This window comes from Streptomyces sp. NBC_01314, from assembly GCF_041435215.1.
GTDB lineage: Bacteria > Actinomycetota > Actinomycetes > Streptomycetales > Streptomycetaceae > Streptomyces.
Genome location: NZ_CP108394.1, coordinates 4,860,639 through 4,882,179, shown reverse-complemented (window position 1 = coordinate 4,882,179; position 21,541 = coordinate 4,860,639). Strand labels below are relative to the sequence as shown.

Genomic DNA, 21,541 nt, shown 5'->3' with positions numbered 1-21,541 from the left:
CGGCACCCGGTTTTCACGCCGGTGACCGCACCCCGGCCCGCGCACCAGGACCCCGTTCCCGGCCTGTGAAGACGACCTGTGGAGACGACCTGCGGAAACGACTCGCGACCACCCACAGCCTGTGGGCAACCGAACGCCCCTCGAACCAATCGCGTTAACATGACGAGAAATCGTCCGGTACCCAGAGCGGACTGGAACGGGAAGGCCACCACCGAGTGAGTACATTCCAGCAACCAGAGCCGAAGGACCGCCCCGCGCGGCTCGCCGTCGGTGTCGTGGGCGCCGGCCGGGTCGGCCCCGCGCTGGCGGCGGCGCTGCGACTCGCGGGTCACCGTCCGGTGGCCGTCTCCGGCGTGTCCGACGCCTCCCGGCGACGCGCCGCCGAGCTGCTGCCCGATGTGCCGCTGATGTCCCCCGCCGACGTGCTGCGACACGCGGACCTGGTCCTGCTGACCGTCCCGGACGACGCCCTGCCGGGGCTGGTCGAGGGCCTCGCCGAGACCGGTTCCGTGCGGCCGGGACAGCTCATCGTGCACACCTCCGGCCGGTACGGCGCGAAGGTACTGGACCCCGCGCTCAGGGCCGGGGCGCTGCCGCTGGCGCTGCACCCCGCGATGACGTTCACGGGGACGCCGGTGGACGTGCAGCGGCTCGCCGGGTGCTCCTTCGGGGTCACGGCGCCGGACGCGCTGCGGCTGGCCGCCGAGGCGCTGGTGATCGAGATGGGCGGCGAGCCCGAGTGGATCGCCGAGGAGAACCGCCCGCTCTATCACGCGGCCCTCGCCCTGGGCGCCAACCACCTGGTGACGCTGGTCGCGCAGTCCATGGAGCTGCTGCGCACGGCCGGTGTCTCCGCCCCCGACCGCATGCTCGGCCCGCTGCTCGGCGCCGCCCTGGACAACGCGCTCAGGTCGGGCGACGCGGCCCTCACTGGCCCCGTCGCGCGCGGGGACGCGGGCACGGTCGCCGCGCACGTCGCCGAGCTGCGCGCGCACGCCCCGGCGGCCGTCGCCGGGTATCTGGCGATGGCCCGCGCGACCGCCGACCGGGCCCTCGCCCACGGCCTGCTCAAGCCGGAGCTGGCCGAGGACCTCCTCGGGGTACTCGCGGGAGGGACGGACGGAACCACCGGAACAGGCGGCACCGACGGGACCGAAGGGGACGCCCCATGACCACCACCGTGCTGCGCACGGCCGGCGAACTGCACGCACGCGCGCGTGCGGGACGCCGGGCCGTCGTGATGACCATGGGCGCCCTGCACGAGGGCCACGCCACCCTGATCCGCACCGCGCGCGAGATCGCGGGCGGCACGGGCGAGGTCGTCGTGACGGTCTTCGTCAACCCCCTCCAGTTCGGCGCCGGCGAGGACCTCGACCGCTACCCGCGCACGCTGGACGCCGACGTCGAGCTCGCCGAAGCCTCCGGCGCCGACGTGGTGTTCGCCCCGTCCGCGGACGAGGTCTATCCGGGCGGCGAACCCCAGGTCCGCGTCACCGCGGGACCCATGGGCGAGCGTCTGGAAGGTGCCTCCCGCCCCGGGCACTTCGACGGCATGCTCACCGTCGTCGCCAAGCTGCTGCACCTCACCCGCCCCGACGTGGCGCTCTACGGCCAGAAGGACGCCCAGCAGCTCGCCCTGATCCGCCGCATGGTCCGCGACCTGAACTTCGGCATGGACATCGTGGGCGTGCCGACCGTCCGCGAGGACGACGGCCTGGCCCTGTCCAGCCGCAACCGGTATCTGTCCACCGAAGAGCGCCGTACGGCCCTGGCGCTCTCCCAGGCGCTGTTCGCGGGCAGTGACCGGCACGCCGCCCAGGAGGCGCTGCGCGCACGGGCCCGCGAGGTGCCCGCCACGCGCGCGCGGGCCGAGGCCCTGAGCGCGATCGGCGAGTCCCGCGCGGCCGCCGACGCGCACGCCATGGCCAAGGCCGCCCCCGGCGGCCCGGCCGCCGTCCGCGCCGCCGCCCGCCTGGTCCTCGACGAGGCCCTGCGCATGAAGCCGCCGCTCGCCCTGGACTACCTGGCCCTGGTCGACCCGTCCGACTTCACCGACATCCCCGACGGCTTCACCGGTGAAGCCGTCCTCGCCGTCGCGGCCCGGGTGGGGAAGACCCGGCTGATCGACAACATCCCCCTGACCTTCGGAGCCGCCTCGTGACCAGCACAGGCATACGACTGCACGCGCCCGCCCCGGGATGGTCCGTCGCCGCCGACGTCGTGGTCGTCGGCTCGGGCGTCGCCGGCCTCACCGCCGCGCTGCGCTGCGAGGCCGCGGGCCTGCGTACGGTCGTCGTCACCAAGGCCCGCCTCGACGACGGCTCCACCCGCTGGGCCCAGGGCGGCATCGCCGCCGCCCTCGGCGAGGGGGACACCCCCGAACAGCACCAGGACGACACCCTGGTGGCCGGCGCGGGCCTGTGTGACGAGGAGGCCGTACGGCTCCTCGTCACCGAGGGCCCCGACGCCGTGCACCGCCTGATCGCGACGGGCGCCCACTTCGACGAGTCGGAGGAGGGTGGCCTGGAGCTGACCCGCGAGGGCGGCCACCACCGCCGCCGCATCGCCCACGCGGGCGGCGACGCGACCGGCGCCGAGATCTCCCGGGCGCTCGTCGAGGCCGTACGCGCGCGCGGGCTGCGCACGGTCGAGAACGCGCTCGTCCTGGACCTTCTGACGGACGCCGACGGCCGCACCGCCGGTGTCACCCTGCACGTCATGGGCGAGGGCCAGCACGACGGCGTCGGAGCCGTCCACGCCCCCGCCGTGGTCCTCGCCACCGGCGGCATGGGCCAGGTCTTCTCCGCCACCACCAACCCGTCCGTCTCCACCGGCGACGGCGTCGCCCTCGCCCTGCGCGCGGGAGCGGAGGTCTCCGACCTCGAATTCGTGCAGTTCCACCCGACCGTGCTGTTCCTGGGCGCCGACGCGGAGGGCCAGCAGCCGCTCGTCTCCGAGGCGGTACGCGGCGAGGGCGCCCACCTGGTCGACGCCGACGGCATCCGCTTCATGCTCGGCCAGCACGAACTGGCCGAACTGGCGCCCCGCGACATCGTCGCCAAGGGCATCATGCGCCGCATGCAGGAGCAGGGTGCCGAGCACATGTACCTGGACGCCCGGCACTTCGGCGCGCACATGTGGGAGCACCGCTTCCCGACGATCCTCGCCGCCTGCCGCGCTCACGGCTTCGACCCGGTGACCGAGCCCATCCCGGTCGCCCCGGCCGCCCACTACGCCTCCGGCGGCGTCCGCACCGACTCCCAGGGCCGGACCACCGTCCCCGGCCTCTACGCCTGCGGCGAGGTCGCCTGCACCGGCGTCCACGGCGCCAACCGGCTCGCCTCGAACTCCCTCCTGGAGGGCCTGGTCTACGCCGAGCGCATCGTCGCCGACATCGCCGCGGCCCACGCCGGGAACGACCTCCACGCGCGCGTGCCCCAGCCCGTCCCGTACGCCGAGAAGCCCGCGCACCCGCTGCTCGATCCGGAGATACGGTTCGCGATCCAGCGGATCATGACCGAGGGCGCCGGCGTCCTGCGCTCCGAGACCTCCCTCGCGACCGCCGCCGCGGCCCTGGACCGGCTGCACGCGCAGGCCCGCGACACCCTCGCCGAGCACGGCAAGACGGCCGAGCCGGGCGTCGACACCTGGGAGACCACCAACCTCCTGTGCGTGGCCCGCGTCCTGGTCGCCGCCGCCCGGCTGCGCGAGGAGACCCGCGGCTGCCACTGGCGCGAGGACCACGCCGAGCGCGACGACGCCGTCTGGCGCCGCCACATCGTCGTACGGCTGAATCCGGACCGGACGCTCGCCGTACACACCACGGATACCGCAGACTTCCCCCCGACCCGGCCGCATCACCAGGAGCAGTGACAGACGTGAGCACCCCCGAACTTCCCCTCGCCTCCGGCGGCGGCTGCGGCGACGGCTGCGCCTGCGGCGCCGACGACGGGTTGACCGAAGAGGAGTACCTGGAGTGCGGGCTCGACCCCGCGCTCGCCCAGCTCCTGGCCGACGCCGGACTCGACCCCGTGGAGGTCGAGGACATCGCCAACGTCGCCATCCAGGAGGACCTCGACCACGGCGTGGACGTGACGACGGTCGCGACCATCCCCGAGGACGCCCGCGCCACCGCCGACTTCACCGCCCGTGAGGGCGGCGTCGTGGCGGGCCTCAGGATCGCCGAGGCGGTCCTCTCCGTGGCCTGCTCCGACGAGTTCGAGGTCGAGCGGCACGTCGAGGACGGCGACCGCGTCGAGGCCGGCCAGAAGCTCCTCAGCGTCACCGGCGCCACCCGTGACCTCCTCACCGCCGAGCGCAGCGCCCTGAACCTGCTGTGCCGCCTCTCCGGCATCGCCACCGCCACGCGCGCGTGGGCGGATGCCCTGGAGGGCACGAAGGCGAAGGTGCGCGACACCAGGAAGACGACGCCGGGGCTGCGCTCCCTGGAGAAGTTCGCGGTCCGCTGCGGCGGCGGCGTCAACCACCGCATGTCCCTCTCGGACGCGGCCCTCGTCAAGGACAACCACGTGGTCGCCGCGGGCGGCGTCGCCCTGGCCTTCAGGGCCGTGCGCGAGATGTTCCCCGAGGTGCCCATCGAGGTCGAGGTCGACACCCTCCACCAGCTCCGCGAGGTCATCGACGCGGGCGCCGACCTGATCCTCCTGGACAACCTCACGCCGGTCGAGTGCGAGGAGGCCGTCGCGATCGTCGCCGGCCGTGCCGCCCTCGAGGCCTCGGGCCGTCTGACCCTCACCAACGCGAAGGCGTACGCGGACACGGGCGTCGACTACCTGGCCGTCGGGGCCCTGACCCACTCGGCCCCGATCCTGGACATCGGCCTCGACCTGCGCGCGGCCGAGTAGGGCGGGGACGGGCCATGCTGCTGACGATCGACGTGGGCAACACCCACACCGTCCTCGGTCTGTTCGACGGCGAGGACATCGTCGAACACTGGCGCATCTCCACCGACGCGCGCCGCACCGCCGACGAACTGGCGGTCCTCCTCCAGGGCCTCATGGGCATGCACCCGCTCCTCGGCGAGGAACTGGGCGACGGCATCGACGGCATCGCGATCTGCGCGACCGTCCCGTCCGTCCTGCACGAGCTCCGCGAGGTGACCCGCCGCTACTACGGCGACGTCCCGGCGGTCCTCGTCGAGCCGGGTGTGAAGACGGGCGTCCCGATCCTGACGGACAACCCCAAGGAGGTCGGCGCCGACCGCATCATCAACGCCGTCGCCGCCGTCGAGCTGTACGGCGGCCCGGCCGTCGTCGTGGACTTCGGTACGGCCACGACGTTCGACGCGGTCAGCGCGCGCGGCGAGTACGTCGGCGGCGTCATCGCCCCCGGCATCGAGATCTCCGTCGAGGCCCTGGGCGTCAAGGGGGCCCAGCTCCGCAAGATCGAGGTCGCCCGCCCCCGCAGCGTCATCGGCAAGAACACCGTCGAGGCCATGCAGTCCGGCATCATCTACGGCTTCGCCGGCCAGGTCGACGGGGTGGTGGGCCGCATGGTCCGCGAGCTCGCCGACGATCCCGAGGACGTGACGGTCATCGCGACGGGTGGCCTGGCACCGATGGTGTTGGGCGAGTCCTCCGTGATCGACGAGCACGAGCCCTGGCTGACGCTGATCGGGCTGCGGCTGGTGTACGAGCGGAACGTGTCGCGTCTCTGAGAAGTTCTCGCCCCCGCCGCGCCTACCCGTCCCGTACACGTCCCGTCCCGTCCCCCAGGGGCTGCGCCCCTTCGCCCCCTGCCGCGGGTACGTCGTGGTTGTTCGCGCAGTTCCCCGCGGCCCTTTCAAGGGCGCGGGGAACTGCGCGAACGGGGTCCGGGGCGGAGCCCCGAGTCTTTGACGGGGCCGCGCGGCGGAAAAGGCCCCCACGTGGGTGTTCCCGTCGCGCCACGCGCTGTCCGCGCATCTCTTTTGTCTGATTAGCGCGTATCGTCGCCCCATGCCCACGCCCCACGGAACCCGCGGCGGCATGGCGTTCGGCGCTGAAGAGCTGCGTGTGCTCCGTCGTGCCCTCGCCCTCGCCCTCAACCCCAGCCCCGCCTCCGCGGAGGAGGTGCAGGACTGCCTCCGGCTCGCCGAGTCCGTCGACGAGGCGACCCGCGAGGACGCCCGCCGGAGGGCCTTCCTGCTGGCCGACCTCGCCCGCTACCGTGCCGCGCTCCCCGGCACGGTCACGGGCTACGCGGCGCTCCTCACGGAGGCCCTGGACGCCGGGTACCGCCCCCGCCCGGACGACCTCGCCGCGCTACGCGCGCTGAGCGGCACCCCCGCGGCGGCGGCCCTCCTGGAACGCTGCCGACCCCTCGCCGAACAGGACGTGCGCGCCCGCTTCGCGGGGCGCGCGGTCGCGTCGGTGGTGGTCGTCCCGGCCTCCCGCTCCGGTTCCGGCCGCTCCCGGCTCCGGCTGACCGCTCTCCCCGGCGGCCTGTCGGAACACGGCCCGCACACGCGCGGTGCCGTCGGAGAGCCCGCCGAACCGAAGCCCGCCCGGCCGTCCCGTCCCGCCCAGCCCGCCGAGAAGCCGGGCCCCGTCCCCCGGCCCGACGCCCCGAGCCCGGCCCGCCGCCCCGTCCCCACCCCCGGCGAGGTCTTCCCGCCCAAGCGCAAACCGGCCGCCCCGCCCCAACAGCTGGCCGCCGTCTAGCCCTGGCTACCCTGGACCCATGGACTACGTCTCCGCGCTGCTGCCCCCCTTCGTGATGGCCGTGCTGTTCATCGCCGTCATCAGGGTGATCGTGAAGACCCAGGGTGGCCCCAACAAGGCCAAGGAGGACGCGGTCGTCGACGCGGCGCTCGCCCGCGCGGAGAGCGCCCGCCAGTCCACCGGCACCGACCGGGGCACCGGCGCCTGACGCGACCCGCCTCCATCGGCGTACGACTCGTGTGGTTTTCGAGTCGTACGCCCTTTTTGTTCAACTTCTCCGGATATCGTACGGAACTGTGCCTCGCCCATTGGGAGAACTCGAAGACACGGTCATGACGCGGGTGTGGAAGTGGAACCGCCCGGTGACCGTTCGGGAAGTCCTGGAAGACCTCCAGCAGGAACGGTCCATCGCGTACACCACGGTGATGACCGTTCTGGACAATCTCCATCAGAAGGGCTGGGTGCGCCGGGAGGCGGAAGGCCGGGCCTATCGATATGAGGCGGTCTCCACTCGCGCCGCCTACTCGGCCGCACTGATGAACGAAGCCTGGTCGCAGAGCGACAACCCCGCGGCTGCTCTCGTCGCCTTCTTCGGGATGATGAGCGAGGAGCAGCGGCAGGCGCTCACCGACGCCGTACGCATGGTGGAGGGCCCCGAGCCCGCCAAACCCGAACCGGCCGCGCCCGCCGCCCCGCTCGTCGAAACCCCTGTTGAAACCCCTGTTGAAACGGCCGGCGAATCCGCCGAATCGTCCGGCGAAACACAGGGGACCCCCGGCGAATCCCCGGATCTCCCCGGGCGATAGCGTCCGCTCATGCCAGCAACGAGTCCCGAAGTCACCCCCAATGCCATCACCGTCAGGCGGGCTCGGACCAGCGATGTCCCGCACGTGCGCCGCCTCCTCGACTCGTTCGTCCAGCGCCGCATCCTGCTCGACAAAGCGACGGTCACGCTTTACGAGGACATCCAGGAGTTCTGGGTCGCGGAACGGGGCGTCGGCCCGGACGCGGAGGTCGTGGGCTGCGGTGCGCTGCACGTGATGTGGGAAGACCTCGCGGAAGTCCGCACTCTCGCGGTGAACCCGGACGCCAAGGGTCTCGGTGTCGGTCACCAGTTGCTGGAAAAGTTGCTCGACACCGCTCGCTGGCTGGGTGTTCGACGGGTTTTCTGTCTGACCTTCGAAGTCGAGTTCTTCGCGAAGCACGGCTTCGTGGAGATCGGTGAGACTCCGGTCGACACCGATGTCTACGCGGAGCTGCTGCGTTCCTATGACGAGGGCGTCGCGGAGTTCCTCGGTCTCGAACGAGTGAAACCGAACACCTTGGGCAACAGCCGGATGCTTCTGCATCTGTGATCGTCGACGGGTCCGCAAGGAACCTCGGGGTTCACCGAGGTTCATCGGGAACCTCCACCGCTATTCCGTCGGGCGTCGCCTTGACCAGGTGCCCTATGTCCGAAACGCGCATGTTTCCGGTCTTCTCCGGCTCCTCGCCCTCTCCGGAGCCTCTCCCCGGTCTCTCCCAGGGGTTTGTGTTTTTCCTGGAAAAGCGGTTTGCTTTCCGACGTACTGCAGTACTGCATATAACAGGGGGACGTGAAACAGCGGCGCACGCCGCAGGTCCTCGGCCCTGAAGTTATCGATGAAAGGAAATCCGGTGGCACAGAAGGTTCAGGTCCTTCTTGTCGATGACCTCGACGGCGGCGAGGCGGACGAGACGGTGACGTTCGCGCTGGACGGCAAGACGTACGAGATCGACCTCACGACCGCCAACGCGGACAAGCTTCGCGGCCTTCTCGACGCCTACGTCAAGGGCGGCCGACGTACCGGAGGCCGTGCTTCGGGCGGGCGCGGCAAGGCCCGTGCCGCCACCGGCGGCAGCCAGGACACCGCGGCCATCCGCGCCTGGGCGAAGGAGAACGGCTACGAGGTCAACGACCGCGGCCGCGTCCCCGCCTCCATCCGCGAGGCCTACGAGAAGGCCAACGGCTGAGATTTCGACGGCCCGGTGCTCACGCGCCGCAGCCGGACGCGGTGGCAGTGCGTCGCCACCGTGTCCACCACTCGCACGAGGTCGGGGGCGGCCCCACCGCCCCCCAACGCCGACATGGTCGGCAGCGAGGGTTCCACCTCGCACCCCGGCTCAGGGGGCCGCAGCCAGTCGGCGGCCCCCTGCGAACCGGCCTCCCCGTGCCCGCCCACGAGCCTTCCGGCCCCGCCCGGGGGCGTCGGCGCCACCATGTGACCGCCCGTTCCGACGGCAGTGAGGTCCAGGTCGAGGCCGCCCCAGTCCAGCCACTCCAGCAGACCCGGCAGCTCCTCCGCGCAGCCCGCCGCGACCAGCAGCAGCATCCGCCCGCCGCGCAGCGCCACCGGCGAACCCGGACCGGGCACCGGGCCCAGATGCCTGAGCGCCGCGACCCCCGCTTCCGCCGGTACGTCGAGTACATCGAAGCGCAGGCCCGTAATGAGGTGTACGGGCGCCCCGGGCGCGGTCGCCCAGCCGAGATCGTTCTCGTACCACTGCCGCACCGCGTCGCACACGATGTCGCCCGGAACATCGCGCGGGGCGACGGCCGATTCGTCGCTCGGGTCGAGCGGTCGGCGGGGAAGGGGGACGATGGCCATGTCAGGAGAAACCGTGCGAAGGACCCCGGAGTTACGCTGAGTATCCGAGCGTATGCGAAGAGTGTCCGGAAAGGGGGCGTTCCGTGGGGCGCGGCGACGCAAGGATGTTCGCCCTTAGCGGAGGGAACCGGTGCATCCGGCATGGAGTGTCAGTGCCTGCGGGTAAGACATCCCTAGTGGGAGGGGGCGACACGCAGGAAAGGCCGTCTCACGTTCGCCATCGGCGTACTGATGGTGAGGGTAACTACCTGGCCTGCGGGAACATCGTCTCGCACCATCGGGTTGGAGCAGATGTCGGCGTTCGGGCGGTAGGAGGCAGTAGCTTCTGTCTCCGCGAGAGCGGAGGTGAACCGCGGACGGTGTCGGCAGTTGGAATGAGCGGTCCCCGCTTGCGGGACTAAGCTGCGGAAGGACAGAGAGGGGAGCGTCCCCTAACTGCCTGACCGCTCTGAGGAGCGATTAACGATGTTCGAGAGGTTCACCGACCGCGCGCGGCGGGTTGTCGTCCTGGCTCAGGAAGAAGCCCGGATGCTCAACCACAACTACATCGGCACCGAGCACATCCTCCTGGGCCTGATCCACGAGGGTGAGGGTGTCGCCGCTAAGGCCCTGGAGAGCCTCGGGATTTCGCTCGAGGCGGTCCGTCAGCAGGTGGAGGAGATCATCGGGCAGGGGCAGCAGGCCCCGTCCGGGCACATCCCCTTCACCCCCCGTGCCAAGAAGGTCCTGGAGCTCTCGCTCCGCGAGGCCCTTCAGCTGGGCCACAACTACATCGGCACGGAGCACATCCTGCTCGGCCTGATCCGTGAGGGCGAGGGCGTCGCCGCCCAGGTCCTGGTCAAGCTGGGCGCAGATCTCAACCGGGTGCGGCAGCAGGTCATCCAGCTGCTCTCCGGTTACCAGGGCAAGGAGACCGCCACCGCCGGCGGCCCCGCCGAGGGCACCCCCTCGACGTCCCTGGTCCTCGACCAGTTCGGCCGGAACCTCACCCAGGCCGCTCGTGAGTCCAAGCTCGACCCGGTCATCGGGCGCGAGAAGGAGATCGAGCGGGTCATGCAGGTCCTGTCCCGCCGTACGAAGAACAACCCGGTCCTGATCGGTGAGCCCGGCGTCGGCAAGACCGCCGTCGTCGAGGGCCTCGCCCAGGCCATCGTCAAGGGCGAGGTGCCCGAGACCCTCAAGGACAAGCACCTCTACACCCTCGACCTCGGCGCGCTGGTCGCCGGCTCCCGCTACCGCGGTGACTTCGAGGAGCGCCTCAAGAAGGTCCTCAAGGAGATCCGTACCCGCGGCGACATCATCCTGTTCATCGACGAGCTGCACACGCTGGTCGGTGCGGGTGCCGCCGAGGGCGCCATCGACGCCGCTTCGATCCTGAAGCCGATGCTGGCCCGCGGTGAGCTGCAGACCATCGGTGCCACGACGCTCGACGAGTACCGCAAGCACCTGGAGAAGGACGCCGCTCTCGAGCGCCGCTTCCAGCCCATCCAGGTCGCGGAGCCGTCGCTGCCGCACACCATCGAGATCCTCAAGGGCCTGCGGGACCGCTACGAGGCGCACCACCGCGTGTCCATCACGGACGAGGCCCTGGTGCAGGCGGCGACGCTCGCCGACCGGTACATCTCGGACCGCTTCCTGCCGGACAAGGCGATCGACCTGATCGACGAGGCCGGTTCCCGGATGCGTATCCGCCGGATGACCGCGCCGCCGGACCTCCGCGAGTTCGACGAGAAGATCGCCGGTGTCCGCCGGGACAAGGAGTCCGCGATCGACTCGCAGGACTTCGAGAAGGCCGCCTCCCTCCGCGACAAGGAGAAGCAGCTCCTGGCCGCCAAGGCCAAGCGGGAGAAGGAGTGGAAGGCCGGCGACATGGACGTCGTCGCCGAGGTCGACGGCGAGCTGATCGCCGAGGTCCTCGCGACCGCCACCGGCATCCCGGTCTTCAAGCTGACCGAGGAGGAGTCCTCGCGTCTGCTGCGCATGGAGGACGAGCTCCACAAGCGGGTCATCGGCCAGATCGACGCCGTCAAGGCGCTGTCGAAGGCGATCCGTCGTACGCGTGCCGGTCTGAAGGACCCGAAGCGTCCCGGTGGTTCGTTCATCTTCGCCGGCCCGTCCGGCGTCGGTAAGACCGAGCTGTCCAAGGCGCTCGCCGAGTTCCTCTTCGGTGACGAGGACGCGCTGATCTCCCTCGACATGTCGGAGTTCAGCGAGAAGCACACGGTCTCGCGTCTCTTCGGTTCCCCGCCCGGATACGTGGGCTACGAAGAGGGCGGTCAGCTGACCGAGAAGGTCCGCCGCAAGCCGTTCTCCGTCGTCCTCTTCGACGAGGTCGAGAAGGCCCACCCGGACATCTTCAACTCGCTGCTGCAGATCCTGGAGGACGGTCGCCTGACCGACTCCCAGGGCCGGGTCGTGGACTTCAAGAACACGGTCATCATCATGACGACCAACCTCGGCACGCGGGACATCTCCAAGGGCTTCAACCTGGGCTTCGCGGCCTCCGGTGACAAGAAGTCCAACTACGAGCGCATGAAGAACAAGGTCTCGGACGAGCTCAAGCAGCACTTCCGGCCCGAGTTCCTCAACCGTGTCGACGACGTCGTCGTCTTCCCGCAGCTCACGCAGGCGGACATCCTGCGGATCGTCGACCTGATGATCGGCAAGGTCGACGAGCGCCTCAAGGACCGGGACATGGGCCTCGAGCTCTCCCAGTCCGCCAAGGAGCTGCTGTCCAAGAAGGGTTACGACCCCGTGCTGGGCGCCCGGCCGCTGCGCCGGACCATCCAGCGCGAGGTCGAGGACACCCTCTCCGAGAAGATCCTCTTCGGCGAGCTGCGCCCCGGCCACATCGTGGTCGTGGACACCGAGGGCGAGGGCGACGCGGCCACCTTCACCTTCCGGGGTGAGGAGAAGTCGGCGCTGCCGGACGTCCCGCCGATCGAGCAGGCGGCCGGCGGTGCTGGGCCGAACCTGAGCAAGGACGCGTAACCGCTGCGCTCGGCCTGAGCGAGAGCGGAAGGGGCTGCCCCGGGACTTCGGTCCCGGGGCAGCCTTTTTGTATTTCCGGCGGTTCTTCCGGCCATGGTTCCGGTTCTTCCCGTCGCGGTTGCGCTTCTCCGGCTGTCGTTCCGGTTCGGAGAACGCGTCGGTCTTCTCGATGACGGGCGGCACCGTGAGGAGTCCGAGGACGTGTTCGGTGCCGGAGAAGTTGTTTACCCGGAAACTTGTGATGCCCGGCAGTACCGGCGCGGTTTCCCCACCGGTCGTGCCCCAGCCGACGCGCAATTCGGTGAGTGCGGGCATCCGGGAGATCTCCGTGAAGTCCTCGGGGGCGAGCCTTTCCGGGAGCTCGGTGAGGCTGAGCCGCTTCACCGAGTGCATACGGGTGAGGCCGCGTGGACCCGTGAACCGCGACGCACCCTTGGTGAATCGCAGATAGTCCAGCGGCAGGACCCGGGGAAGGACTTCGTCGAGGGAATCCGCGTGGTGGGGGAAACCCGGGCCGAGTGCTTCTGCCGCGCATCACGAGATTCCACAGCCCGTACCGCTGGAGCGCCGCGCCGATTTCGGTGGCACCGAGGTCGCCGACGACCTGCAGCGCGAGGGCCTCGCGGCCGAGTTTCCACGGACTGTTCCTCGTGCACGGGGACCGCCTATCGCTGACGCTTCCACTTTTCGCCCCTGAGGTCATGGCGGCCGGGAGGGGATCATTTCCACCCGTGTTCCGAGTGACGCGGACCTCGTAGTGGGCGTCACATTCGGGGTTCTTCTCTTCCGGGGACCGGTGACGTGCCGCACAGGTCATTTGTCCGGTACTAGGGGGAATAGTGGCTGACGACCTGCGGGCAAAACGGACAATTGAGCCCGATGGTGTGGGATTCGTGGGGTGGTGTGCAGGTGGGGGAGCATTTGGTGGTTGATGTCAAGGAGAAGTGTATTTCAGGTGGAGTACGAGGTTTCGTCGTAGGTCACACATTTGAGGTGATTCACGATCGGGAGGTACCAAGGGTTATCCCATTTGGCGGTCGCTGAGGTGCGCCGGGTGGGATTCGTGTCCGTCGAGGGCACAGTCCTTGTCTCCGTCCCCCGTGAGGTACTCCATGTCGCAGCGTGTTCGCACTCCCCGCACCCGTACGTCCCAGCTCCGTGTCCGGGCCGCCCTGATGGCCGTCGGGGTGGGGGTCTCGGGTGTGCTGGGGGCCGGGGTCGCGGCCGCCGCCGGTGGGGCTCAGGCCTCGGGGGCCGTCCAGGCCGCGAGCGCCGGCACCGTCCAGGCCGCCGCCGCCAAGAAGTCCGCCTCCTGGGTCAGCCCGGTCAAGACCTACAAGCTGAGCGCGCGGTTCGCGCAGGCCGGCAACATGTGGTCCGCCAAGCACAGCGGGCAGGACTTCGCCGTCAAGAGCGGTACGGCGGTCCTCGCCGCGCACGGCGGCACCGTCGTGAAGGCCGGCGGCAACGGCGCCGGTGACGGTCCCGCGTACGGCAACGCCGTCGTCGTCAAGCACGGCAACGGCACGTTCTCGCAGTACGCCCACCTCTCGAAGGTCGACGTGAAGGTCGGGCAGGTCGTCAAGACCGGCCAGCGCATAGCTTTCTCCGGCAACACCGGTAACTCCAGCGGGCCGCACCTGCACTTCGAGATCCGTACGTCCGCCAACTATGGCTCCGCCATCGACCCGGTCGCGTTCCTGCGCACCAAGGGCATCACCATCTGAGCCTTCGGGTGAGGTCGTGCGGTGTCAGCACGGGCCGTAGTCCTGGCCCGTGCCGCACATCGGGGTGTCGCTGTAGTGGTCGATGGCGACGAGCATGAGCAGGAACATCACCACCGTCACCGTCACCGTCACCGTCACCGCCGCCGTGACGGCGAGGGCGAGGACATGGCGTCGGCGGACGAACTCGGCGCGTTCTTCCTCGGTCATGCGGGCGTATGCGTCTGCGTCCACGGGGGCCTCCTCGCGCGAGTGCCCGGGAGGTTCCCGAAAGCTCTGAGGGTTACCCGGACATACGGGCTTTCAAGAGCTTTTCGGAGGCTTTCCAGGACTCTGGGCGCCGGCGTGTGCCTGTGTCACCAGATCGATCGCGACCTCCAGGACCGCCTGGCGCTTCTCCTCGGGGTCGCCTTCGACGTCCCGGAGGGCGAACATGCCGGCGTGCATGGTGAACAGGGCGCTCGTGCAGCGGACCTGGTCGGTCAGGGCGGCGTCGGGTTCCTTGATGGTGTCGATCAGGCGGATCATGCGGTCCTTGAACGACTCGCCGACGCTCAGTTCGCGTACCGCCGCCTGGTTCTCCTGCATGAAGCGGAACAGGGGAGCCACGTCGGCCAGAGCCACGCTGTAGCGGCGCAGGATCTCCCGCTTGGTGTCGAGGGTGCGTGGCTGGGTGCCGGCCCATTCGATCAGTTCGTCGATCGGGCGCTGCAGATCCTGGGAGAGGCCGACGAGGATGTCTTCCTTGGTCTTGAAGTGGTAGTAGAGCGCCGCCTTCGTCACATCGAGGCGTTCGGCGATCTCCCGCAGCGAGGTCTTCTCGTATCCCTGTTCGGCGAAGAGTTCGAGGGCGACGTCCTGGATGCGCTGACGGGTGTTGCCGCGACGCTGCCGCTTCGTCGTCGCGTCCGTCGCGTCCTCTGCCGTGCCGCTCATCCTCGTACTCCTCGCCGTCGCGGAAGGTCTGGGTCGGTCAAGCCTCGGCCAAGCCCGTCTTGCTTACTTGACGCCCGGCTAGTTAGGGACCTAGCTTCCCTAAGTGTAGACACAACTAGCCGGTCGGCAAGTAAGTGAACGGACTCCGGGGGGAGTGGAGGACCGCAATGGATGCGGAGACGAAGAACGAAGTGAGCGGTGGGGCCGAGACGGACGGGCCGCAGCCGCGCAGTGTGCGGGTGGTGCTGCTCGCGCTCATGATCGCCATGCTGCTGGCGATGCTCGACAACATGATCATCGGCACCGCGATGCCGACGATCGTGGGCGAGCTGGGGGGTCTGGAACACCTCTCCTGGGTCGTGACCGCCTACACGCTCGCGACCGCCGCCTCCACTCCGATCTGGGGCAAGCTCGGCGACCTCTACGGCCGCAAGCGCGTCTTCATGACCTCGATCGTGATCTTCCTGATCGGGTCGGCGCTGAGCGGGATGGCCCAGGACATGGGCCAGCTGATCGCGTTCCGCGCGGTGCAGGGACTCGGCGCCGGCGGGCTGATGGTCGGCGTCATGGCGATCATCGGCGACCTGATACCGCCGCGGGAGCGGGGCAAGTACCAGGGGATGATGGCCGGTGTCATGGCTCTCGCCATGATCGCCGGACCGCTGGTCGGCGGGTCCATCACCGACCACTGGGGCTGGCGCTGGTCCTTCTACATCAACCTGCCGCTCGGGGTCGTGGCGCTGGTCGCCATCAGTGTCGTACTGCACCTGCCGAAGCCGTCGCGGGACGGGCGGTCGGCGCGGGACATCGACTATCTGGGCGCGGCGCTGCTGACCGTCGGCATCACGGCGATCGTGCTGGTCACGACGTGGGGCGGGACCGAATATGCCTGGGGGTCGGCCGTCATCATGGAGCTGATCGCGCTCGGGGTGGCCTCGCTGGTCGGGTTCCTGTTCGTACAGAAGCGGGTGGCGGAGCCGGTGATACCGCTGCATATCTTCCGCAGCCGGAACTTCACGCTGATGTCCGTGATCGGGTTCTTCACCGGGTTCGTGATGTTCGGCGCGGTGCTGTTCCTGCCGCTGTTCCAGCAGTCCGTGCAGGGCGCGTCCGCGACCAACTCCGGGCTGTTGCTGCTGCCGATGCTGGGGGCGATGCTCGCGGTGTCGATGGTGGCCGGGCGGGTCACCACGGGCAGCGGCCGTTACAAGGTCTTCCCGGTCGTCGGGAGCGTCCTGATGATGGTGGGACTGTTCCTGCTGGCGCAGATGGACACCGGTACGAGCCGGGTGACGTCCGGGGTGTACATGGCCGTGCTGGGTGCCGGTATGGGGTGTCTGATGCAGATCACCATGCTGGTCGCGCAGAACAGCGTCGAGATGAAGGACATGGGGGTCGCCTCCTCGACCACCACGCTGGCCCGGACGCTCGGGTCGTCCTTCGGAGTCGCCATCATGGGCGCGCTCTTCAACAGCCGCGTGCAGGACGTGATGACCGAGCGGGCCGGTGCGCTGGGGTCCAAGGTGACCGAGCAGTCGGCGCAGCTGGACGCGGCGAGCCTGGCGAAGCTGCCGGTGGCCGCGCGGGAGGCGTACCAGCACGCGGTCGCGTCGGGCACGCACTCGGCGTTCCTGCTGGGGTCGGTCGTCTCCGTGGTGGCGCTGGTGGCCGCGGTGTTCGTGAAGGAGGTGCCGTTGCGGGGGGCCGGGGGACCTTCTGCGGCGGGGGGCTCCGCCGGTGAGGCCGGGGCTCGGGAGACGGCGGCGGTCTGATTGCGCCGTGTGCCTTTGACCCCCTGAGCGCGCTGGAGAGCTCGGGGGGTTCGGTGCGTTGGCGGGTGCGGGTTCGGTGAGGGCTGGTTGCACGGGGCGTAGCCCCTGCTTTTCAGGGGCGCGGGGAACTGCGCGACCAGCCCCCACTCACCCGCAGATGACCCACGACTCCTCCCCAGGTCACATCGGCAGCATCGGATAGCTGCCCGTGTTCGTCGGGGCGTGCTCGGGGAGCCACAGCACCGCGACCGCGCCCTCGGCCGGGACGCCGTCCGGCGATCCGGGCGGGCGCACGTTGCGGAACGTGAGGCGGGCGCCCAGGACGCGCGCCTGCCCCGCGGCGATGGTGAGGCCGAGGCCGTGACCCTGGCCGGCACGGTCGGAGGCGCCGGTGCGGAAGCGGCGGGGGCCGTCGGCGAGCAGGTCCTCGGGGAAGCCGGGCCCGTGGTCGCGGACCCGGATCACGCGGCCCTCGACGGAGACCTCGATCGGCGGCTTGCCGTGCTTCGCCGCGTTGGCCAGCAGGTTCAGCAGAACGCGTTCGAGGCGGCGGGGGTCCGTCGTGACCGCCGACTCGTGCACGATCTGTACGCGCGCCCCCGCGTCCTTCGCCGCCACCCGCCGGGCCACGAACTCGCCCAGCATGATGTCCTGCAGCTCGGCCCGCTCGGAGGCCCCGTCGAGGCGGGCCACCTCCAGGACGTCCTCGACGAGCGTGCGCATCGCCTGGGCCCGGTCACGGACCAGCTCGGAGGGGCGGCCCGGCGGCAGCAGTTCCGCGGCCGTGAGCAGACCGGTCACCGGCGTACGCAGCTCGTGGGCGATGTCCGCCGTCACCCGGCGCTCCGCCTCGATGCGCTGCCGCAGCGTGTCGGCCATGGCGTCCACGGCCCGCGCGAGCTCCGCGGTCTCGTCGCGTACGACACCGCCGATCGCGTCCTGCACCCGTACGTCGGTCTCGCCCCTGGCCACCTGGTGCGCGGCGGCCGCCGCCTTGCGCAGCCGGCGGGACATCTGGCCGCCGATGAGCACACCGAGGGCCGAGCCGCCGAACACGACCGCGATCGAGCCGATGAGCAGAGCCTGGTCGAGGTCACGCATCACCGCGGAGCTGTGGTCGGTGAAGTCGGTGTGCAGGGAGAGGACACGCTTGTCCTTCAGGGGGACCGCCGCCCAGATGTCGGGCACCCCGTTCTCGCCCTCCGAGACGTAGGTGGCCCGGCGGCCCTCCCCGACCCTGGCCAGCAGGTCCTTCGGGATGTCGGGGTCGTCGAGCTTCACCCCGAAGGCACCGGATTTCAGCGGGCGGCCCGACTCGTACATGCGCTGGGCGACCTGGATGCGCTCGTCGGCGAGGTCGCGCGAGTTGTCGAGCATCGACACCCGTGCCGCGTTGTGCACCACCAGACTCAGCGCGACCGCCACCAGCGCGCCGACCAGCGCGATCGCGGCGCTCAACTGCCACCGCAGGCCGGTACGGATACCCGAGGCCGGCCCCGCGCCGGACCGGCGGTCGGCGGCGCCCGGCGGCGCCGGCTTCCGCCCTCCTCGTATCCCCCTCATGTTCATGTCGCCCCGCCCCGCTCAGGCCTTGAGTTTGTAGCCGAAGCCGCGGACCGTCTCGATGTGGTCCTGGCCGATCTTCGTGCGGAGCCGCTGGACGTGGACGTCGACGACCCGGGTGTCGCCGCCCCAGCCGTAGTCCCACACGCGTTCGAGCAGCTTGTCGCGGGAGAGGACCGTGCCGGGGGCGGACGAGAACTCGAGGAGCAGCCGCATCTCGGTCGGCGTCAGCGCCACCGGCACCCCGGACTTCTGTACCTCCATGCCCTCGGTGTCGATCACCAGTTCGCCGAAGGTGAGCACCCCGCCGGCGCCCGCGGCCCCGGCCTCCTCGGCCCTGGAATCACCGCCGCTCGCGTGCCCGAAGCGGCGCAGCACCGCGCGGATCCGGGCGACGAGGACGGCACCGTCGAACGGCTTGGTCACGTAGTCGTCCGCTCCCGCCTCCAGGCCCAGCACCACGTCGATGGAGTCGGCGCGCGCGGAGAGCATGATCACGGGGACGGTCGACTCGTCACGGATACGGCGGCACAGGGAGACCCCGTCAAGGCCCGGGACCATGACGTCGAGGAGCGCGATGTCGGGCCGGTCCGCGCGGAACGCCTCCAGCCCCGACAGCCCGTCGGGCATGGCCGTGACCGCGAAGCCGTCCCGCTCCAGTGCGAGCTGGGTGGCCTCACGGATCACGTCGTCGTCCTCGACGAACAGGACATGGGTCTGCTCTGCCATCCGGTGATCTCGCTCGCTCTCGGTCGGTGCTGATGGGGGCGGCGTCGGTGTCAGCTCGGCTCGGGGGTCGCCGATTCCGTGCCGCCCACCGCGCCGCTGTACTCGGTGCGCGTGCTGGAGCGCTGTACGAAACTGTCCTTGATCCAGCGGTAGGTCGTGACTTCCTCGCTGGACGGGTACGAGGACGGGTCACCATTCTCGTACAGCTGCCGGGTGACCAGGAGGTCGCCCCGGTCGATCTCCGCGTAGACGGGGGGCTGTTCGGACAGGAAGACGCTCCGGTACCCCCCCTTCTCCGAGCGGTACACGTACGAGGCCACACCGACGGCGTCCGCGCAGGTCATCACATTGACCACGAGGTCCTCGCGCGAACCCCCGGTCAGGTCCCCGTACGTCACGTCCACCGGGTACTCGTCGGCCACGCACGGCTTCAGGTCGCTCTTCACGGTCCGGCTGACCTCCGGGTCCGCGCGGACCATGCGGACGACCTCGTCCACACTCGGGTGATCGCCTCCGCCGTCGGCCGGCGTGGAGACGGACGGGGAAGAGGCCGCGCCCGCCGCGAGGGAGTCGTTGTCGGCCGGTCCCTCGTCGCGGGCGCCGGTGCCGCCCGTGCCGCAGGCGGAGAGGCCGAGGGCGGCGAGCACGGCCACCGCCGTGATCACCGCCTTGGGGGCCTGCCGGGCCCCGGGCCCCGGGCCGGCCGCTGTGCTCAGGCCGCGCAACGCTCCTGCTCCTCGCTCACTTCGAGCGTGCGGGCGGCGCGCTCATCGATGTCCCGCGACTCCAGCTCCTCGCGGAGCCGGGCCAGCGCACGGTGCAGCGTGCTCTTGACCGTGCCGGCCGACATGCCGAGGGCGGCGGCCGTCTCCTCCGTGGACATCTGCTCCCAGTGTCGCAGGACCACGACACTGCGCTGCTTGGGTGCCAGGACCTTCATGATGTCCATGAGGAGGGCGCGGTCCGCGTGCTGCTCGGTGGAGTCCTCGACACAGGCGTCCGGCAACTGCTCGGTCGGGACCTCCTCCAGCTTCCGGGCCCGCCACCACTCCGTCCGCGTGTTGATCATGACCCGGCGCAGATAGGCGTCCGCCAGCCGCTTGTCCGCGATCCCGTCCCAGCGGCCGTACGTCCGTGCCAGCGCCGTCTGCAGCAGATCCTGGGCGTCCACCGGGTCCGGCACCAGCCGGCGGGCGCTGCGCAGCAGCGCGTCCTGCCGGGTACGGACGTACTCCTCGAATTCGAGCACCTCGCCGTGCGCCATGATCAACCGCCTCCGCTCCCCGTTTCCGACGTCCGCGCTGTCACGCGGTGCCGGCTGTCCGCCGCTTCGTCCCGCTGGGTTCCCGCGGTACGCCAATGAAGCTACGGAGGGGTTGTCACGGTGACGTCCGAGGCAGCCTGCGGAGAACGCTCGGCTGTCCGTCGGTTGTGTAACAGAAGGAGGAACGGGGTAAAGCGGCCCGGGCTTTGGTGAGGGAATGTGCCGTTTTACCCCGTTGGTCGAACGTGAGGTCTGTGATGCGGTGAGGCCTCGGCGATGCGTGGCCTGTGACGTGGGGCGTGGGGGCGAAGACGTGGGGCGTGGTGACGGTCAGGTGAGGGGGAGCCGGTAGAGGCCGCCCGGGAGGGGTTCCACCAGGCCGTCGGAGACCAGGCCGTCGAGGGCGCGGGCGCGCTGCACCGGCTCGTCCCACACCCGGTCGAGGACCGCCTGCGGCACGGGCGCGATCGCGTCCCGCAGTACGGCGAGAAGCTTGCCGCGGACCTGACGGTCGGTACCGGCGTACGTCTGACCGCGTCGCGCCGGACCCTCGTGCGGGGGTTTCCCGGCCAGCTGCCACGCGCACTGCCCGGCGATCGGACAGCGCTGGCACGTCTCGTTCTTCGCCGTGCACACCAGCGCGCCCAGCTCCATCGACGCGGCGGCCCAGCGGGACGCCGTACCGTCCTCCTCGGGCAGCAGGGCGCGGGCCAGTTTCCGTTCGGCGGCCGTGGTGGCGTTCGGTGGGTACTGCGTGCCGGTGACCGCGCGGGCGAAGACCCGCCGCACGTTCGTGTCGAGCACGGCGTGCCGCTGCCCGTAGGCGAACGACGCCACCGCCGCGGCCGTGTACTCGCCGATTCCCGGCAGTGCGAGCAACTGCGCGTGCTCACGGGGTACGTCCCCGCCGTGCCGTTCCGTTATGGCCACCGCCGCCCCGTGCAGCCGCAGCGCGCGACGCGGATACCCGAGCCGGCCCCACGCGCGCACCGCCTCACCCGGCGGCTCCTTCGCGAGGTCCGCCGGACGGGGCCAGCGCGCCAACCACTGTTCGTAGACGGGCAGTACACGGTTGACCGGTGTCTGCTGCAGCATGAACTCGCTGACCATCACCCCCCACGGTCCGGCCTCCGCCCGCCGCCAGGGCAGGTCACGGGCATGCGTCTCGAACCAGGCGATCACCGGGGTGTGCAGTGCGGTCGGGGTTGCGTCGGCAGGGCTGTTCTGAGGCTTCGTGGGTGCAGTCATGGCACGGTCGATCCTGCCATGCGGG

Annotated in this window: 21 protein-coding genes; 13 read left to right on the top strand and 8 right to left on the bottom strand. The window is 70.5% G+C overall.

Going from position 1 to position 21,541, the window contains the following annotated elements; all coding sequences use genetic code 11:
- The first annotated feature begins 215 nt into the window (after positions 1 to 215).
- The 10 genes from OG622_RS21370 to OG622_RS21325 all read left to right on the top strand — a co-directional run bounded on the left by OG622_RS21370 (position 216) and on the right by OG622_RS21325 (position 8,654).
- A complete protein-coding gene (locus tag OG622_RS21370) occupies positions 216 to 1,172 on the top strand; it encodes a Rossmann-like and DUF2520 domain-containing protein (protein ID WP_371578172.1) in 957 nt (318 codons plus the stop codon).
- Positions 1,169 to 2,161 (top strand): pantoate--beta-alanine ligase, encoded by a 993-nt coding sequence (gene panC / locus OG622_RS21365; protein ID WP_371578171.1) that lies wholly within the window; start codon positions 1,169 to 1,171, stop codon positions 2,159 to 2,161. The genes OG622_RS21370 and panC overlap by 4 nt, the downstream gene beginning before the upstream one ends.
- Positions 2,158 to 3,873 (top strand): L-aspartate oxidase, encoded by a 1,716-nt coding sequence (locus tag OG622_RS21360; RefSeq protein ID WP_371578169.1) that lies wholly within the window; start codon positions 2,158 to 2,160, stop codon positions 3,871 to 3,873. The genes panC and OG622_RS21360 overlap by 4 nt, the downstream gene beginning before the upstream one ends.
- Positions 3,874 to 3,878: 5 nt before the next feature.
- Positions 3,879 to 4,865 (top strand): carboxylating nicotinate-nucleotide diphosphorylase, encoded by a 987-nt coding sequence (gene nadC / locus OG622_RS21355; RefSeq protein WP_371578167.1) that lies wholly within the window; start codon positions 3,879 to 3,881, stop codon positions 4,863 to 4,865.
- A gap of 14 nt (positions 4,866 to 4,879) precedes the next feature.
- Positions 4,880 to 5,677, top strand: coding sequence for a type III pantothenate kinase (locus OG622_RS21350; RefSeq protein WP_326579341.1), 798 nt, complete (start codon positions 4,880 to 4,882; stop codon positions 5,675 to 5,677).
- Positions 5,678 to 5,957: 280 nt separating this feature from the next.
- Positions 5,958 to 6,662: a hypothetical protein gene (locus OG622_RS21345; protein WP_371578165.1), complete on the top strand. Its 705-nt coding sequence runs from the start codon at positions 5,958 to 5,960 to the stop codon at positions 6,660 to 6,662.
- Positions 6,663 to 6,681: 19 nt separating this feature from the next.
- Positions 6,682 to 6,870 (top strand): hypothetical protein, encoded by a 189-nt coding sequence (locus tag OG622_RS21340; RefSeq protein WP_371578163.1) that lies wholly within the window; start codon positions 6,682 to 6,684, stop codon positions 6,868 to 6,870.
- 124 nt (positions 6,871 to 6,994) lie between these two features.
- The gene (locus OG622_RS21335; RefSeq protein WP_371578161.1) at positions 6,995 to 7,468 is read left to right on the top strand and encodes a BlaI/MecI/CopY family transcriptional regulator; all 474 of its coding nucleotides are present in this window, start codon (positions 6,995 to 6,997) and stop codon (positions 7,466 to 7,468) included.
- Positions 7,469 to 7,477: 9 nt separating this feature from the next.
- A complete protein-coding gene (locus tag OG622_RS21330; RefSeq protein ID WP_371578159.1) occupies positions 7,478 to 8,017 on the top strand; it encodes an amino-acid N-acetyltransferase in 540 nt (179 codons plus the stop codon).
- Positions 8,018 to 8,318: 301 nt separating this feature from the next.
- A complete protein-coding gene (locus OG622_RS21325; protein WP_037702418.1) occupies positions 8,319 to 8,654 on the top strand; it encodes an Lsr2 family protein in 336 nt (111 codons plus the stop codon).
- Here OG622_RS21325 and OG622_RS21320 read toward each other — a convergent pair.
- Positions 8,633 to 9,289, bottom strand: coding sequence for an SCO3374 family protein (locus OG622_RS21320; protein WP_371578158.1), 657 nt, complete (start codon positions 9,287 to 9,289; stop codon positions 8,633 to 8,635). The genes OG622_RS21325 and OG622_RS21320 overlap by 22 nt on opposite strands.
- A 465-nt stretch (positions 9,290 to 9,754) precedes the next feature.
- Between OG622_RS21320 and OG622_RS21315 the strand changes: the two genes are divergently transcribed.
- Both OG622_RS21315 and OG622_RS21310 read left to right on the top strand, forming a co-directional pair.
- Entirely contained in the window at positions 9,755 to 12,280 is a 2,526-nt protein-coding gene (locus OG622_RS21315; protein ID WP_371578156.1) for an ATP-dependent Clp protease ATP-binding subunit, read from the top strand.
- A gap of 1,112 nt (positions 12,281 to 13,392) precedes the next feature.
- Positions 13,393 to 14,007 (top strand): M23 family metallopeptidase, encoded by a 615-nt coding sequence (locus OG622_RS21310; RefSeq protein ID WP_371578155.1) that lies wholly within the window; start codon positions 13,393 to 13,395, stop codon positions 14,005 to 14,007.
- A 24-nt stretch (positions 14,008 to 14,031) separates the two neighbouring features.
- Here OG622_RS21310 and OG622_RS21305 read toward each other — a convergent pair whose 3' ends face one another.
- The gene (locus OG622_RS21305; protein WP_371578153.1) at positions 14,032 to 14,238 is read right to left on the bottom strand and encodes a hypothetical protein; all 207 of its coding nucleotides are present in this window, start codon (positions 14,236 to 14,238) and stop codon (positions 14,032 to 14,034) included.
- Between the two features lie 69 nt (positions 14,239 to 14,307).
- Positions 14,308 to 14,940 (bottom strand): TetR/AcrR family transcriptional regulator, encoded by a 633-nt coding sequence (locus OG622_RS21300; RefSeq protein WP_371578152.1) that lies wholly within the window; start codon positions 14,938 to 14,940, stop codon positions 14,308 to 14,310.
- Positions 14,941 to 15,107: 167 nt separating this feature from the next.
- Between OG622_RS21300 and OG622_RS21295 the strand changes: the two genes are divergently transcribed.
- On the top strand, positions 15,108 to 16,712 hold the full coding sequence (locus tag OG622_RS21295; protein WP_371578150.1) for an MDR family MFS transporter: 1,605 nt from the start codon (positions 15,108 to 15,110) through the stop codon (positions 16,710 to 16,712).
- A gap of 180 nt (positions 16,713 to 16,892) precedes the next feature.
- Here the strand turns inward: OG622_RS21295 and cseC are convergent, their stop codons facing one another.
- From cseC to OG622_RS21270, 5 genes are all read right to left on the bottom strand, one after another.
- On the bottom strand, positions 16,893 to 18,281 hold the full coding sequence (cseC, locus tag OG622_RS21290) for a two-component system sensor histidine kinase CseC (protein WP_371578148.1): 1,389 nt from the start codon (positions 18,279 to 18,281) through the stop codon (positions 16,893 to 16,895).
- A gap of 15 nt (positions 18,282 to 18,296) precedes the next feature.
- Positions 18,297 to 19,004 (bottom strand): two-component system response regulator CseB, encoded by a 708-nt coding sequence (gene cseB / locus OG622_RS21285; protein WP_371578146.1) that lies wholly within the window; start codon positions 19,002 to 19,004, stop codon positions 18,297 to 18,299.
- A gap of 50 nt (positions 19,005 to 19,054) precedes the next feature.
- Complete coding sequence (locus OG622_RS21280) at positions 19,055 to 19,729, bottom strand: hypothetical protein (protein WP_371578144.1); 675 nt, start codon at positions 19,727 to 19,729, stop codon at positions 19,055 to 19,057.
- Positions 19,717 to 20,268 carry a SigE family RNA polymerase sigma factor gene (locus OG622_RS21275; protein WP_371578142.1) on the bottom strand — a complete coding sequence of 184 codons (552 nt, stop codon included), beginning with the start codon at positions 20,266 to 20,268 and terminating at the stop codon, positions 19,717 to 19,719. The genes OG622_RS21280 and OG622_RS21275 overlap by 13 nt, the downstream gene beginning before the upstream one ends.
- Positions 20,269 to 20,598: 330 nt before the next feature.
- The gene (locus OG622_RS21270) at positions 20,599 to 21,516 is read right to left on the bottom strand and encodes an A/G-specific adenine glycosylase (RefSeq protein ID WP_371578140.1); all 918 of its coding nucleotides are present in this window, start codon (positions 21,514 to 21,516) and stop codon (positions 20,599 to 20,601) included.
- Between the last annotated feature and the right edge of the window lie 25 nt (positions 21,517 to 21,541).